This window comes from Nonomuraea sp. NPDC049750 (assembly GCF_040659625.1).
Lineage (GTDB): Bacteria > Actinomycetota > Actinomycetes > Streptosporangiales > Streptosporangiaceae > Nonomuraea.
The window spans coordinates 1-15,419 of record NZ_JBFANB010000003.1; the positions used below are offsets into that span (position 1 = coordinate 1).

At 67.7% G+C, this 15,419-nt stretch carries 10 protein-coding genes; 7 read left to right on the forward strand and 3 right to left on the reverse strand.

Annotated features, from left to right (window positions below):
• Positions 1 to 1,348 (reverse strand): nitrate- and nitrite sensing domain-containing protein (locus tag AB0J16_RS08790; RefSeq protein ID WP_358536179.1); only part of this gene is annotated, 1,348 nt, incomplete at its 3' end.
• A gap of 505 nt (positions 1,349 to 1,853) precedes the next feature.
• On the opposite strand from AB0J16_RS08790, the gene AB0J16_RS08795 reads away from it, so the two are divergent.
• The 4 genes from AB0J16_RS08795 to AB0J16_RS08810 all read left to right on the forward strand — a co-directional run bounded on the left by AB0J16_RS08795 (position 1,854) and on the right by AB0J16_RS08810 (position 5,418).
• A complete protein-coding gene (locus tag AB0J16_RS08795; protein ID WP_358536181.1) occupies positions 1,854 to 2,837 on the forward strand; it encodes an ABC transporter substrate-binding protein in 984 nt (327 codons plus the stop codon).
• On the forward strand, positions 2,837 to 3,610 hold the full coding sequence (locus AB0J16_RS08800) for an ABC transporter permease subunit (protein WP_358536183.1): 774 nt from the start codon (positions 2,837 to 2,839) through the stop codon (positions 3,608 to 3,610). The genes AB0J16_RS08795 and AB0J16_RS08800 overlap by 1 nt, the downstream gene beginning before the upstream one ends.
• The gene (locus AB0J16_RS08805) at positions 3,607 to 4,386 is read left to right on the forward strand and encodes an ABC transporter permease (protein ID WP_358536185.1); all 780 of its coding nucleotides are present in this window, start codon (positions 3,607 to 3,609) and stop codon (positions 4,384 to 4,386) included. Before AB0J16_RS08800 ends, AB0J16_RS08805 begins: the two co-directional genes overlap by 4 nt.
• A gap of 96 nt (positions 4,387 to 4,482) precedes the next feature.
• Positions 4,483 to 5,418, forward strand: a complete 936-nt coding sequence (locus tag AB0J16_RS08810; RefSeq protein ID WP_358536187.1) for a methyltransferase — start codon at positions 4,483 to 4,485, stop codon at positions 5,416 to 5,418.
• A 144-nt stretch (positions 5,419 to 5,562) separates the two neighbouring features.
• On the opposite strand, the gene AB0J16_RS08815 is transcribed toward AB0J16_RS08810, so the two are convergent.
• Positions 5,563 to 8,904 (reverse strand): S8 family serine peptidase, encoded by a 3,342-nt coding sequence (locus AB0J16_RS08815; RefSeq protein WP_358536189.1) that lies wholly within the window; start codon positions 8,902 to 8,904, stop codon positions 5,563 to 5,565.
• A 736-nt stretch (positions 8,905 to 9,640) separates the two neighbouring features.
• On the opposite strand from AB0J16_RS08815, the gene AB0J16_RS08820 reads away from it, so the two are divergent.
• The 3 genes from AB0J16_RS08820 (at position 9,641) to AB0J16_RS08830 (ending at position 14,285) form a co-directional block, all read left to right on the forward strand.
• A complete protein-coding gene (locus tag AB0J16_RS08820; RefSeq protein WP_358536191.1) occupies positions 9,641 to 10,639 on the forward strand; it encodes a hypothetical protein in 999 nt (332 codons plus the stop codon).
• 153 nt (positions 10,640 to 10,792) lie between these two features.
• Positions 10,793 to 12,601 (forward strand): sigma-70 family RNA polymerase sigma factor, encoded by a 1,809-nt coding sequence (locus tag AB0J16_RS08825; protein WP_358536193.1) that lies wholly within the window; start codon positions 10,793 to 10,795, stop codon positions 12,599 to 12,601.
• 70 nt (positions 12,602 to 12,671) lie between these two features.
• On the forward strand, positions 12,672 to 14,285 hold the full coding sequence (locus tag AB0J16_RS08830) for an AbfB domain-containing protein (RefSeq protein ID WP_358536195.1): 1,614 nt from the start codon (positions 12,672 to 12,674) through the stop codon (positions 14,283 to 14,285).
• Positions 14,286 to 14,335: 50 nt separating this feature from the next.
• Here the strand turns inward: AB0J16_RS08830 and AB0J16_RS08835 are convergent, their stop codons facing one another.
• Positions 14,336 to 15,133: a hypothetical protein gene (locus AB0J16_RS08835; RefSeq protein WP_358536197.1), complete on the reverse strand. Its 798-nt coding sequence runs from the start codon at positions 15,131 to 15,133 to the stop codon at positions 14,336 to 14,338.
• Positions 15,134 to 15,419: the final 286 nt, after the last annotated feature.

A 15,419-nucleotide genomic window follows, 5' to 3' on the forward strand; every position in this document is an offset into this window, starting at 1 on the left:
GCTCGCCCTGCTCCAGCCCGTCGATGAGGGTGATCTGCCGCTCGACCAGCGTCTGGCTTCGGCGAGACAGGTTGACGAACATCGCGTTGACGTTGGTACGGAGCTTGGACTCCTCGCCCGCCAGCCGTACCGCTTCCCGGTGTACTTCGTCGAAGGCCCGCGCCACCTCCCCGATCTCGTCCTTCGACGAGATGGCGATCGGTGGCACCTGCACATCGTCCGCGCTGACCTCGCTGGTGCGGAGCTGCCGCACGAGCTCAGGCAGTGTTTGGCCGGCGACCTTGAGCGCGTCTCCGCGCAACCGCCTGAGCGGCCGGACGAGTGAGCGGGCCATGACGGCGGTGACGGCGAGGACCAGGATGATCAGGGTGATGACGAGGGCGATGTTGAGCCCGGCCACGTACTGGTCGCTGCCCTGGACGTCGGCGCTGATGGTGGCGACCTGCTGCGACATCGCCTTCTGCACGGTGTGCGCGCTGTCGACGGTGTCGCTGATGGACTCGACCCAGCGGGCGACGTCGTCGCTCGTCGAGGTGTCGAGCCGCCGCAGGGACAGGCCCGTGTTGGTGAGGAACACGGCCCTGTTCATGTAGAACTCGCCCCGCCCGACCTTCACGCTGGCGACCGTGTTGTCGTAGAACTGCCGCTGGGCGAGGGTGGCCACGGTGCGGAAGGAGGTGCGTTCGCTCTCACGCCTGGAGCGGGCGTCGAGGAACGCCTTGTACTCGGGTTCTTCGAACGACCCCCTGACCAGCGCGATCATCAGCAGACCCCGCAGTTTGGAGGTCTCCTCCTCATAGCGGGCGATGGCTCGCAGGGCCGCGGTCGTGGAGATGAGCTGCTCGTCTGTCGAGCCCTGTGTGACCTCGTCGTAGAGCTGCAGCATCTCGGCGATGGCCTCGGAATACTTCTCCATCGTCGGGAGCGGCGGCAGCAGTGTGCCGGCCACGGTGGCTCGCAGCGAGGCGAGCTGGGTCAGCCTGGTGCGTATGGTGGCCAGCTTCTTGCGGCCGAGATCGGACAGCGAGTCCTCGGCCGTCGTGGCGGCCGCGTTCGTGCGCGCCACGCTGGCGTTCACGATCCCCTGCTGGGCCGCGAGCTGCTCCTTCTCGGCCGATGCCCTGTTGGAGGCGACGAACTGCGCCGAGAGGTCACGCTCGAGGGCCATCTCGCGGGACAGCTCGCCGAGTTGCGCGACGAGGGAACTCACGTTGCTGATGTGCTGATACTGCTGTGCGCTGCTGATCGAGGTGGAGACGCGTAGCCCGCCCAGCATCACAGCCACCAGAGTCGGAATGGCGATGAGAGAAATGAGGCGGGTCCGCACCCGCCAATTGCGCAGGGCCATCGCGCTACCGGGTGCGGGCACCGACTCGGCGGACTTCTCGTGAGCCGCTGACTTTCCCGGCAGAGCGGGGGCCCCGGCACGACCGTGTTTGGTCGTCGTTGTCCTCACTAATGGCAACCTCTCGCGTGGCCTGCTACAGGGAATTCGTCACGGAATTCGTCACACTGTCGAGTGATTGCAGGCGAGTTGGGGGCCTATTTGATCACGAACATCAGGAGTTGGACAAACGCTCAGAAGTTTTCGACCGGTGCGATCTGACTTTTTTTCCATTGATCCTTCAAGTACGGTGCATGCATCCGAAAATCATGACAATTCGGTCATTGGGCCATCAACTGCACTCTAAGCGCATCGAACCTCTATCTCCCCATTTATTGTGTTTCGTTGAAGAAATCGGATATACGTGGCATGGCGCTTCAGATTTGATCTTCCCTCCGGTACGCTTCACGCTCGTTGCCTCCGATGCTGGCGCTCTAGACGCTGAATCCCCTGGTAGGAGTAGCCCCCGATGACCCGCACACTGCGCTGTCGCGCCCTCACTCTCGGCGCCGCAGTCGCTCTCACCCTTACCGCCTGTGGTGGGAACAGCGACTCTCCTGGCGCGTCGGCCAACAGCAAGGGCTTGGAGAAGTCCGTCATCAAGGTCGGCGCGTTGCCGGTTCCCGATGCTGTATCGCTCTATATCGCCAACGCCAAGGGCTTTTTCAAGGAAGAGGGCCTGACGGTCCAGCCGATCGCCATCGCCGGCGGCGCGCTGGCCATCCCGCAGGTCAAGAGCGGTCAGCTGGACATCTCTATGACCAACTATGTCTCGACGTTCTTGGCCGCCAGCAAGGGTGACCAGCTCAAACTGGTCGCGGACAGTTACCAGGCCGGTCCGAACACCTTCAACATCATGGTTCCGAAGGATTCGCCGCTCAAAACGGTCGCTGACCTAAAGGGAAAGACCGTCCTGGTCAACACTCTCAAGAACATTTCCACACTGGCCGTGACGACGCAGTTAAAGGTAGCCGGCCTGACCGAGGACGACGTCAAGTTCGCCGAGAAGCCGCTCCCCGACATGGGCAACGCGCTCACCAGCGGCCAGGGTGACGCCTGCTTGAGCACCGAGCCGTTCATCACCGCCAATCAGAGCAAGCTGGGCTTCCGCAAGCTGGCCGACACCATGACGGGCGAGATGGAGAACCTGCCGATCGCGGGCTGGATGGCCACCGACGGGTGGGTGCAGAAGAACCCGAAGACGCTGGCCGCCTTCCAACGGGCGATCGCCAAGGCTCAGAGTCTCGCATCGAGTAACCGCAAGGAAATCGAAGCGATGCTGCCCAAGTACACGAAGATCGACGCGAAGACCGCTTCGGTCATCACCTTGGGCACCTATCCGAGCGAGCTGAGCGCCACCCGGCTGCAAAAAGTGGCCGATCTCATGCTCGACTACAAGTACCTCACCAGTCCTTTCGACGTGAAGTCGATCATCGTGGCATCATCGAGCTGATGACCCCTGCACGGCTGCTCCGCGGCGTCGTGGGCGCCGCGGGCTTTTTCGCCGTCGGAGAGCTGGTCATCCGGTTCGGGCTGAGCCGCGACCTGGTCTTCCCGCCGCCCTCGGCCATTCTGTACGAGGCGATGCTCCTCCTGGCCGACGGAGACTTCCTGCTGGGAGCGCTCACGACGCTCACGAATTGGGCGATCGGCCTGCTCATCGCGGTGGTGGTGGCCGTCCCGGCGGGCGTCCTGCTCGGCGCGCTGACCCCGATGGAGCGCGCTGTGCGGCCGCTGCTCGAATTCCTGCGGCCCATCCCCTCCGTCGCGATCATCCCGCTGGCGATCCTGCTGATCCCGGTGGACGAGCTGATGAAAGTCTCCGTCATCGTGTACGCGTCCGTCTGGCCGATACTGATCAACACGTTGTACGGCATGCACGACGTCGACCCGCTGGCCAAGGAATCGCTGCGCAGCTTCGGATTCGGGAGGCTGGCCGTGCTCGGCAGGGTGAGCCTGCCCAGCGCCGCGCCCTTCGTCGCCACCGGCATCCGGATCGCCGCCGGGATCGCGCTGATCATCGCCGTCAGTGCCGAGGTGCTCGCCGGAGGCGCCGCGGGCCTGGGAGTCTTCGTGATCCAGGCGGGAAGCGGGAACAGGACCGACCTCATCATGGCGGCTACATTCTGGGCTGGCGCATTCGGCCTGCTGGCCAACGTGGCGTTACAGGCGGCGGAGCGCCGCCTGTTCCGCTGGCACCGGGTGCGGACGGGGGCGCTGTCGTGAAGGCGCTCGCCAGGTCCTGGGTGATCCTCGTCGTCATCGTCTTCTGGGAGCTCGTCGCGCGGCGGCTCGAGGACACGGACTTCCCGCCGCCCACAACGATCGTCTCCCGCATGTACGAGCTGTGGTTCTCCGGCCCGGCCGCACGACTGTTCCTCACAGACGACGCGTTGGCCAACATCCTGCCCAGCCTGGGACGCATGTTCTCCGGGTGGATCCTGGCCTCGCTCATCGGAGTGGTGCTGGGAGTGCTCCTGGGGCGCTCGCGGGTGGCGGCCGACTACGTGAACGCGCTGATCGAGTTCGGCCGCGCCATTCCGCCACCGTTGCTGCTGCCGCTGTTCCTCGTGTTGTTCCAGACGGGCCTGCAGATGCAGCTCGCCGCGATCGTGTCCGGTGTGATCTGGCCGGTGCTGCTCAACTCGATGGACGGGGCCAGGTCGGTGGACCGGACCTACACCGAGACCGCCACGGTCTTCGGGCTGTCGAGGGCGCAGCGCCTGGGCCGGATCGTCATCCCCGCCGCCTCGCCCAAGATCTTCGCGGGCCTGCGGTTGAGCCTGTCGCTCGCGCTGATCCTCATGGTGATCTCTGAACTGTTCGGCAGCACGGACGGCATCGGCTACCAACTGCTGCAGGCACAGCGCAGCTTCGACACACCCGCGGTGTGGGCGACGATCGCCCTGCTGGGGGTGCTCGGCTTCATCGTGAACGCGCTTTTCGTGGTCGCGGAGCGCCGGCTGCTGGTCTGGCACAGGCAGGCCACCCAAACGCCATGACCTCTCTGGAACCTTTTGGAAGGACACATGTCACACTCTGACAGCCTCCTCTGGAGATCCGTTTCCGAAATTTCGCGGTTCTCAGCTTTGCTGACCATGGCGGAGCTGGGCATCGCCGACCAGCTGGCGGACGGGCCGCTCGACACCGAGGAACTGGCCAAGAGGTGCGGGGCGCACGCCCCCTCGCTCCGCCGGGTCCTGCGTGAGCTGGCGAGCATAGGGGTCATCCGCACGGTCGGTGCTGACGGCTACGACCTGACCGACACGGGCACCGCGCTCCGTTCCGACGTCCCCGGCTCGATCCGCTCCTCGATCCGCGCGATTGGCGAGGAAGGCTTCTGGTACGCGATGGGCAAGCTGCCGGACACGGTCCGCGAGGGCAGCTCAGCATTCGTCGCAAAGTATGGGCATGTGTACGATTATCTGGCGAAAAATCCTGATGCGGGCCGCATATTCGACGACTACATGGCCGCCAGGGCGATCACGCTCACGGACGGTCTGGTCAAGCAATACGATTTCATGGGCGTCGAGACCATGGTGGACGTCGCCGGGGGCAGGGGCCACATCATGGCCACGGTCCTGCACGCCAATCCGGGCATGCGCGGCATCCTCTTCGATCTCGACCAGGTGGTGGCCCGGGCCAGGGACCTGCTGGCCACCGAGGGCCTGGCCGATCGCTACGAGGTCGTGGCCGGCGACTTCTTCGCCTCGGTTCCGGCGGGCGCGGACGCCTATCTACTGGCGAGCATCCTGCACAACTGGGACGACGGCGATGCCCTAAGGATTCTGCGCAATGTCCGCCGCGCGATGAACCCCGGCGGCCGGGTGCTGGTGCTGGAGGTGGCACTGCCCGACGACGAGGCGCCGCATCTGGGCAAGGATCTCGACCTACGCATGCTGGCCATCTTCAACGGCGGCCTCGAGCGTAGCCGGGAGGAGTACGCGACGCTGTTCGAGCAGGCCGGCCTGGAGCTGGCGGAGGTCGTCGAGCTGGGCGCGGGAGCGAGCCTCCTTGAGGCCAGGCCCGTCTGAGGCAGACGTCCTGAGCGGATCCGCGGTCGTTCGCCGTCAGATATGACCAGCCGCCCGATATGACCATCGGGCGGTGACGCCGAGGGCGGTAACGCCTGGGGTGGTGACGCCGCGGGCGGGCGAGCCGCCCGCGGCGCTACCGGATCACTGGACGGTGATCTTGTCCACTTCGACGGTGACCCCCTTGACCTGCGGGGTTGATGTGGCCGTGGTCACGTTGCCGACGCCCGGGCTGACCCCCTTGATCTTCATCGAGTAGGTCAGGGCACCCCCGGGCGCGCCGGGTGTGCTCGTGACCACGAGGTCCTGGGTGGGCGGCCCGGAGATCTGGTCGCCCGCCGTACCCTCATCGTTCTCCGCGCCCACGGTCAGTCCCGCGCCCGCGGGGGCGTCGCCCGGCAGGTTGCCCGGGTCGTAGGCGTAGCTGATGTCCTCCACGCCGTTGAGCCCGATCCACTGCTGGAACACCTTGAGGCTGCTCGTACCGAAGGTGTGGACCCGCCATTCCAGCACCAGCCAGCGGCTGACGCCGTCGGTCAGCGTCCCGGCGAAGACGCCGGGGGCGCCGGTGCCGTCGAGGTCGGTCCAGTAGGAGGCGAGCACGGCGTTCGGCCGCGCCGGGTCGGGCAGCGTCTGCGGGAGGAAGGCGATGTCGTCGGCGCCGTTGGTGCCGCCGGCGACGCTGTAGCCGTTGGAGACCACGCCGATCCTGGTGTAGGTCTTACCGGCGAAGGTGAAGGCGGGCACCGTGAAGTTCAGCGCCTGCTCGTCCCCGATCGGCGTCGGTGTGATGCCGAAGGCGTCCAACGGAAGATATCCGGCAGGACCCGCACCCGGCGCGATGGTCGGCTTGTCGGGCTGGCGGCCGGCCAGTGTCGCCTTGGCCGTCGCGATCTGGGTGCCGATCTTGGTGGCCCCGGTCACGCTGTTCAGCCGCAGGCGCGCGTCGAGTGTGCTCAGCGCGGTCACCTCGGCGCTGGACAGGCTGTTGTTCTGCACGGTGACCGTGCAGGTGGACTCACCGGTGTTCCTCGGGATGGTGGCCGGCGCGCAGGTCTGGTCGACCGGCACGATGCCTTCCTGACGGAAGAAGGCCACCGGCAGGTGCAGCGCCCGCGAGCCGCCGACCTGCTTGAGGTTCACCTGACCGAAGTACTGCCCGTCGGGCAGGTCCGGCGCGGTGATGACCACCGTCAGCTTCGTGCTCTTGCCCGGTGCGACGGTGAAGCGCGCCGGCAGCACCGTGATGTTGGCGCCGCTGACGGTCGTGGCCGAGGCGGAGAAGGTGAGCGACTTGCTGGTGGTGTTCGTGACCGTGCGCTTGGCGGTGATGAGGCCGGGCATGGTCGGCGCGTTCACCGAGGGCAGGTTGAGGTCGATCCGGTTGAGCGGGTCGGTGGCCGAGGCGATGAAGTTGGCCGCGCTCTCGTCCAGGGTCAGTCCGGGGTCGCCGGCCTTGGTCAGGTCGATGCGCCCGCCGCCCATGTCGAACGGGTCCGCGGGGGTGACGCGGTCCTGCTTGGTGACCGCGGTCTTGGCCGTGGTCTCCAGGGCCGACTTCACCTGTCCCGGTGTCCAGGTCGGGTGCAGGGCGAACACGAGGGCGGCCGAGCCGGTCACGTGCGGCGCCGACATGGACGTGCCCTGGATGACCTGGTACAGGTTGCCGGGCGGCCCTTCCAGCGGTGACTCGGGAGTCGGGGTCATGCCCGCCAGGATGTGCAGGCCGGGCCCGGTGACGTCGGGCTTGAGGAAGTCCCCGCCGGGACCACGCGAGGAGAAGTAGGTCATCACGTCGCCCTGCCAGCTGGCCTTGACCCCCTGGGTGAACGACGCCGTCGCGCCAGGATGCGCGGACAGGAAGCTCATGAGTACGTCGGTCTCGGGCTTGTTGACGTGCACCGACGGGACCCAGTGGGCGTCGGTGAAGACGTCGAACGGGAAGGCGTTGTAGAGGATCATCCCCGCGGCGCCGCCCTGCCTGACGTTGAAGCTCTTCAGCACCCGGTTCGGGCCGCGCTCGCAGGCGACGATCTTCCCGGTGAAGATCCCGGCGGGCGCCGGGGTGTCACACAAGGAGTTGGAGTACGGCGGAGCGGACGCCAGCACCACCGGAAGCGGCGAGGCGAGCCCCGAGGTGACGGACGCGCCCTTGATCGTGGCCGTCGCGCCACCGCCGGACAGCGTGATCGTGGACTGGAACGTTCTGGTCTGCGTGGACGCGGCCACCGTGGTCACCCACGGGCTGCGGTGGTCGGTGGTGTTGGCGTCGGGCCCCGAGTTGCCCGCCGACGCCGAGACCAGCACGCCCGCCGCGTACGCGTCGAGGAAGGCCAGCTCGACCGGGTCGCTGTAGGGGTCGGAGCCACCGGAGATCGAGAAGTTGATGACCCGGACGCCGTCCAGGATGGCACGTGCCACCGCCTGCGCCGAGTCGGACGGGAAGCAGCCCTCCGCGCCGCACACCTTGTAGACCGAGACCTCGGCGGCGGGTGCGATGCCGTGGATCGGGCCGCGGCTGATCCCCAGCGGGTTCGCGTCGGCCACCGGGCCGCCGGCCGACGTGGTGGCGGTGTGGGTGCCGTGCCCGTTGGAGTCACGGGCGCTGTCGGGGTAGACCTCGCCACCGAAGACCGCGTTGTAGGTCTCCAGGAACGGCTGCCCGCCGATCAGCTTGTTGTTGCAGGTGAAGGGGTCGTTGGCCGGGGTCAGCGGGTTGTCGCCGAAGTCGCAGACCCGGGGCGTGCCGTCCTTGGTCGGACCCGGCGCGGGCAGGCCGGTCGGGGCGGCGAACTGGGGGTGCTCGGGCCAGGCGCCGGAGTCCAGCACGCCCACGATCACGCCCTTGCCCGAGGAGTTGCTGCCGCCGAGCTGGTTGTAGATGGTGTTGGCGCCGATGAACTCCGGGCTGGAGTCGGTGAGGAGCTGCTGGGGCTTGTCCTCCTGTACGGCGACCGCGCCGGGTAGCTTCAGCACCTCGGCCGCCTTGTTACCCGGAATCCGGAGCGCGATGCCGCCATAGACGGTCCTGACCCGCTGGCCCACCACGGCCCCCGGAACCTTGCCGGCCAGCTGGTCCAGGAACGCCTTCTCCACGCTCTCGATGTGCTGGCCGTACTTCTTGACCTCGGCGCTCCTGGTGTCGAGCGCCTTGCCGGTGACGGCGGGACTGGTGCCCGGCAGACCGGGCAGCCCGCCCCGATAGGCGGCGAGCGAGTCGTAGTCCAGCTTGACCATGATGTTGATCGGCGCGGGCGAAGTGGTCCGCAACAGCGCCTGGTCACTCTTGGCGAGCTTGCCCGTCGGGGACTTGGCGCCCTCGACCAGCTGGGCGCCGGTGACGGGGGTGGCCTGCCACTTCCCGTTCGCGGGAGAGGGTGTGGGGGTGGCCCGCGCCGCTGCCGGGCTCATCACCGCCACCATGCTCAGGCCGATGACCACCGACGCGAGCCGCCGCGCACGGGATAAGCGGGGACTGGATAACACAAGATCCTCCTCGTCGAGGCTGCATGGACTCACCACGCGCCAAGGAGGTGTCAGGTCACCCCGCGTCGAGGCACACCGGAGAGATCACTGAACCCTCCCCGGTGGGTGACAAGCCGTATGAGCCGCCCGGTGGGGCGGCTCGGTACCGACCGGAGTGTAACCAGCGATCACGCGGCCGAGAACCCCACCGAGTTGCCATAATCCGGCGGGCAATTTGGCTATTCGTACGGCTTGGCCGGCTGATCGATCTTCGCTACGTCGGTGGCGGCCATGTCAGGGATCACGTACCCGTGTTTTCTTCCTGCCTCTAGCTTCGGCCCCGTTCTGATGCGAAGATCGTCAGAGATATCGGCACAGACCGAAATCTCTATGTCGTTACCCCCTTCCTCGCATCGGAGGACCTGTGCGGTCTCGCAAGATGATGATTGCCGCCCTTTCGCTGGTGGCATTCGTAGTCCCGTTCGCCCCTCTCCAGCCGGCTTCGGCTGGTCTGAAATCACCCGCATTCGATCCCCTCCCTCCTCCCCCCGGCGACTCGATCTCGCTGGACGCCCAGAATGCGGCCGACGAGTTAGCGAAGCTCGTGGAGGCCTCGCCGGGTTCCTACACCGGCGTGCGGGTCGTGGGGCAAAATGCCGTGACCGTCACGCTGCCGTCCGGCGCTGATTTCAAGCAGCGCGCCGATACCCTGCGCAGCCGAACGCGATCAGTATCGGGCGAGACCGTATCCGTATCGGTGGAACAGGTCCCCCGCAGCCTGGCCGACGTGGAGGCCACCAAGGCGCAGATCGTCGAGCTGATCACGGCCGGCGCCTACAAGAACCAGGTATTCGGAGTGGGTATCGACCCGATCAAGGCGACCGCCGTGGTCTACGCCTCAGGAGACTCCGACACTGCCAGGACCGAACTCAAACAGCGCTTCGGCGACGCGATCACCTTCCGCCGCCAGGACGCGGTCACGCGACCCAACACCCGTTCGCGGGACACGGCCCCGCACTATGGCGGTGCGGGGATCCGCATGTTCAACGAGGCCCGCAGCGCCGCCATCGGCGTCTGCTCGACCGCCTTCGCAGTCGCCAAGCAGGGGGTCACCCACATGCTGACGGCCGCGCACTGCTTCCCGTCGGAGACCGACTACCCCAGGGCCTGGGCGTCGTCCTTCCTCTGGCCGGCGCCCGACACCACCTATTACCACGGCGCCATGGTCACCACCACGATACGCGGCATCCCCGGCTATATAACCGATGGGACCCAGGACCAGTACGGCGACTTCAGCCTGCTGCAGGGAGGCGGCGGCTACCTCCCCCGCGTGTACAACTGCGCCAAGAACGCCGACCCCTGCACCTCGCTGGTGGTCGGCGCGGCCGACTACGGCACCCCACCCAACGGCACCGCCGTCTGCACCAGTGGAGTCATGTCAGGCCAGACATGCCGGCAGTACGTGACCGACGGCTCCTACGCCGGATGGATGGGCGAGAACGACTACTTCGTGTTCGTCAATCATTGGGCGATCACCAACTCCGACCAGAACGGAGACGGCACCTACGACTGCGCCGGCGCCGAGCAGGGCGATTCCGGCGGCGCCGTCTACCGATCCATGGCCGGCGGCAAGGTGGTCGCGATGGGCATCATCAGCGCCGGTGGTCCCCGCTCGAACGGTGTGTGCTACAGCATGTACTCCAAACTGTCCGGTATTCGGGCGTGGGACTCGAGCGTGAGCGTCCTGACGGATTAGCGCGACACGCCCGGAGGTCGGGAGCCTTCAGTGACACATCATCCGTGATGTCCACATAAGCGACAAACTGGAACAATCACTGTTTTGTGTTATTTCAGTGGTGATGTTCCCGTCTCCTGGTCGGAGCATCGGAGTTCCGGATCGGGGTGATGGATGTACGCGCGGTCGACGTACGAGGTCGAAACGGTGCTGGCGGCCGGGGCGGGCGATCGCGGCGCGGTCGACGAGCTGGTCAGGAGCCATCTGCGGCTCGTGTACAACATCGTCGGCCGTGCCATGAACGGCCACCCGGACGTGGACGACGTCGTGCAGGAGACGATGGCCAGAGTCGTGACCGGGGTGTCCGGGCTGCGCGACCCCAGGAGCTTCCGATCTTGGCTGGTCGCCATCGCCTTGAACCAGGTGCGGGAGTGGCGGCGGGCCACCACTGCCGCCACCACCAACACCGCCGCCCTCGACGAGGCGCTGGGCCTGGCGGACGCCAGTGCCGACTTCGCCGGTCTCACCGTCACCCGGCTCGGCCTGTCCGGGCAGCGCAAGGAGACGGTGGAGGCCAGTCGCTGGCTCGACGCCGACGACCGCGAGGTGCTCGCGCTGTGGTGGCTGGAGGCCGCGAAGGAGCTCACCCGGGCGGAGTTGGCCGCCGGCCTGGACCTGAAGGAGAGACACGCGGCCGTCCGCGTGCAGCGGGTCAAGCGGCGGCTGGAGTCGGCCCGCGCGGTGGTGCGGGCCCTCTCGGCCCGTCCCCTTTGCGTTGGGCTGGCGTACGTGGCCGATGGCTGGACGGGCACGCCGTCACCCCTGTGGCGCAAGCGGCTGTCGCGGCACGTACGCGAGTGCCGGACCTGCGCGGATCGTCTGTCAGACCTGGTTCCGGCCGACCGGCTGCTGGCGGGGCTGGGCCTGGTGGCCGTCCCGGCGGGGTTCGCGGTGGGTCTGCTGGAGATGGCGCGGACGGCAGCCGTACCGGCGCTGAAGGGCGGCCTGCTCGCCATGGGCCCAGCCATGGGCCCAGCCATGGGCCCAGCCATGGGCCCACTCAAGGGCAAGGTGGCGGCGGGCGCGGCGGGTTCCTCGCTGGCGGCCAAGCCCGTCGTGATCGCGGCGGTCAGCACCGCGCTGATCGCCGGTGGTGCGGTGATCGTCCAGAACCTCCAGCCCGAGCCGCCGCCGCGCGGGCAGGCCGCGCCGGTGATCGCCACCTCTGTCTCCGCCTCCTCCCCGCGCCCCTTGCGGAAGCCGACGCCGAAGCCGACGCCGAAGCCGACGCCGAAGCCGACGCCGACGCCGACGCGGAGCCGTCCGGCGGGCCTGTACGGGCGCACCGTCGACACGGTGGACCAGGCGCCGCCCAAGGCCCGGCGTCCCGCCCCGCTGCCCCGGCGCGCCGCGGGCACGCTGGCCATCGGTGGGAAACACGGCTACTCAAGGTATGGCGGCGCCCCCCAGATGACGCACCGGGGTGACTACATCACCATCACCGGCAAAGGCTACGTTGAGGTCCGCTGGGGCATCCTCTACCGCAGCCGGATCGGCGACTTCCGGGCCGCCACCTGGACCGGGCTGAAGGGCAGACTGTTCCACGTCGCGTCTGGCGGTGGGCGGCGGATGGACGACGAGCAGGCGCCGGGCGTCACCTGGATGGGCGCTCCCGAGACCGGCTTCGTACGGCTGCCCTCCGGTCAGCAGCAGATGTGGCAGAACGAGTTCTACTACCTGGACGGCCAGGTCACCATCCACAACAACGAGAGCGGCACGGACGTCGACCTCAACGTGGCGCCCCGGACCTGGAGCGAGGTCTGGCGGGACATCTCCACCGGGCTCGACCCCGCCAGGGGAATCGTCCGTTACGGCCTGACCCGCGACACCGGTGACGACCGCGCCCCCGTCCCGCAGTACGTCACCAGGGCGCGGCCCGCCAACCCCGCGACGGTCCCTCAGCGCAGCCGGGTCTCACTCTGAAAATTTCTGTTATCACCGGACAGGCGGCTCCGTCTCCTGTGACAAGAGTGACCCCTGGGAAAGGACTTCCATGACCACGCAGCCCTCCCGCCGGAGCCTGCTGAAGGCGGCCGTGACCGTGGGCGCGGGCGCCGCCGTACTCCCCGCCCTGCCCGCCGGCGCCTCGGCCACGGCGCTCAGGCACCCCGGCATGCTGCACACGCAGCCGGATTTCGACCGGATGCGGGCCCAGGTGAACGCCGGAGCCCAGCCGTGGAAGGCGGGCTGGGACAAGCTGGTGGCCAACAGCCGCTCCAAGAGCACCTGGAAGGCTCGCCCGGTGGAGACGGTCGTCAGAGGTGGCACGGGGGCGAACCACGTGCAGCTCGCCATCGACGTGGCCGCCGCCTACCAGAACGCGCTGCGCTGGAAGATCAGCGGCGACAAGGCCCACGGCGACGCCGCCCGCGACATCCTCAACGCCTGGTCGGCCGCGCTGAAGGCGGTGACGGGCAACGCCGACCGTTTCCTCGCGGCGGGCATCCAGGGCTGGCAACTGGCCAACGTCGGCGAGATCATGCGCGGCTACCCGGGTTTCGACCTCGACCGCTTCAAGAAGATGATGCTCACCGTCTTCTACCCGCTGAACGACCGGTTCCTGCGGGGGCACAACGACGCCTGCATCACCAACTACTGGGCCAACTGGGACCTGTGCGCCATGGCCTCCATCCTGGCCATCGGCATTCTCTGCGACGACCAGGCCAAGGTCGACCAGGCCGTGGAGTACTTCAAGCACGGCAAGGGCAACGGCGCCATCATGAACGCGGTGCCGTTCCTCCACGCCGGCGGCCTCGGCCAGTGGCAGGAGAGCGGCCGCGACCAGGGCCATGCCAGCTTTGGCATCGGGCTGATGGGCGTGCTGTGCGAGATGGCCTGGAACCAGGGCATCGACCTGTACGGCTACGCCGACGACCGGTTCATGAAGGGCGCCCAGTATGTCGCCAAGTACAACCTCGGCGAGAGCGTGCCATTCACCACGTACAAGTGGGGGACCGGACGGAACTGCGCACCCCGTGAGCAGACGGAGGTCTCCGCGGCGGGACGCGGCATGAACGACCCGGTCTGGGCGCTGCTCTACAACCACTACGGGGTCCGCCGCGGGCTGCCGGTGCCCCACATCGAGGCGTACGTCAAGCGGCTCGCCCCCGAAGGGGGAGGCGGGGACTACGGCGGCAGCAAGTGGGACAACCTCGGCTTCGGCACGCTGACCTTCACCCGGGCCACGGCCGCGGGCGGGGGCGGGTTGCTGCCGACGGGCGTCTCGCGGGCCTTCCAGTCGGTCAATCATCCGAAGGCGTACATCCAGGCCGCGGGCGCCGTGGGCCGCATCGGGGCGACCGCGCTCGCGCTGCGCATCGTGCCCGGCCTGTCCGACGCCAAGGGATACTCCTTCGTCGACTCCGAGGGCCGATACCTGCGGCACAAGGACTTCCTGGTCCGATTCGACACCAACGACGGCACCGCGCTGTTCAAGCGCGACGCGACCTTCCACGCTCGCCAGGGCACGGTGGACGGGTCGGTGCGGCTGGAGTCGGCCAACTACCCCGGTCGGTTCGTCCGCCACCGCGACGACGTCCTCCGCTTGGACAAGGCAGAGGACACGACGCTGTTCCGCGGAGACAGCTCCTTCAAGCCGACCGCCTGACCCGAGTGCCGGGCGGCGGCGGTGTGAGCGCGCCGCCCGGGCACCTTTCGTCAGATCTCGCAGTTGAGCTCGGTGTCGCCTCTGTCGGAGTCGCACGTGTCGGTGCCGCCGTCGGCGCTGATGGTGTCGTTGCCGCCGATCCCGTCGACGGTGTTGATGACGTCGTCGCCGTTGCCGCCCCGGATCTCGTTGGCCGCGGCGTTGCCGGTGATCCGGTCGGCGCCCGCGCCGCCGAACACCCGCTCCACGTCGCCGCCGACGTTGTCGCCCTCGCCGGCCGTGCCGTCGTTGGCCACCCCGTCCAGGGTGATGGTCTGGGCGGCGCCCCGGTTGTTGTAGGCCGCCAGGTCCGATCCGGGACCGCCGGAGAAGCTGTCCCGGCCGTCGATCCCGTCGGCCTGGTAGATGTCGTCACCGCCGTTGCCGAACGCGGTGTCGTCGCCCAGGCCGCCGGAGAGGGTGTCGCCGGCGCTGCCGCCCCTGAGGGTGTCCCGGCCGGCCTCGCCGAACTGCTGCGTGGTCACCGCGGAGTTGTTGGTGATGGTGTCGTCCAGGTCGCCGGCGAAGATCCGGACGACGATGACGCCCTGGCACCGTACCTGGCTGGCCGTGACCTGCGCGCAGGCGCCGCCGTCGGCGCGGACCACGTCGCCGGTGTCGGAGACCAGTACGTTGCCGGAGGCGTCGGTGGAGACGGTGATGTTGTTCACCTTGCCCTGGGCCGCCACCACTTGGAGGTTGTTGCCGAAGAGGGCCGCCAAGGTGTCCGCGCGGGACGGTAAGGCGAAGGCCGCTTGGACACCGGCCAGGGTCGCGACCAACGCCAGGATGGACAGAATCTTTCTCATGTGTGGTGCACACCTCTCTGAAGGGGATGTGCCGCAATTAGAGGGTATGCGTGCCGTCTCGGGACAGGTAAAAGGGCGCATATTCTTTATGGCGCGGATCATTATGCATATCGCCTGGTGGCGGAGCCGCGCGGTGGATATTCGTCCCGACGATGGAACTGAATGGAACGGAATGGAACGCCGTAACCGGGAGGCGTTCGCCGTCGAATATCGCGCCGATTCCCATGCAAGATCATGTGCATTTGAGTCATACTCTGCTGCATATGGGGCGACGGAGGGCGGCGGA

What these genes read in the sequence shown, in the direction of transcription:
- AB0J16_RS08795 (WP_358536181.1), top strand. Translation starts at nt 1,854, where the DNA reads ATGACCCGCACACTGCGCTGTCGCGCCCTCACTCTCGGCGCCGCAGTC.
- AB0J16_RS08835 (WP_358536197.1), bottom strand. Translation starts at nt 15,133, where the DNA reads ATGAGAAAGATTCTGTCCATCCTGGCGTTGGTCGCGACCCTGGCCGGT.
- AB0J16_RS08800 (WP_358536183.1), top strand. Translation starts at nt 2,837, where the DNA reads ATGACCCCTGCACGGCTGCTCCGCGGCGTCGTGGGCGCCGCGGGCTTT.
- AB0J16_RS08830 (WP_358536195.1), top strand. Translation starts at nt 12,672, where the DNA reads ATGACCACGCAGCCCTCCCGCCGGAGCCTGCTGAAGGCGGCCGTGACC.
- AB0J16_RS08825 (WP_358536193.1), top strand. Translation starts at nt 10,793, where the DNA reads ATGTACGCGCGGTCGACGTACGAGGTCGAAACGGTGCTGGCGGCCGGG.
- AB0J16_RS08810 (WP_358536187.1), top strand. Translation starts at nt 4,483, where the DNA reads ATGGCGGAGCTGGGCATCGCCGACCAGCTGGCGGACGGGCCGCTCGAC.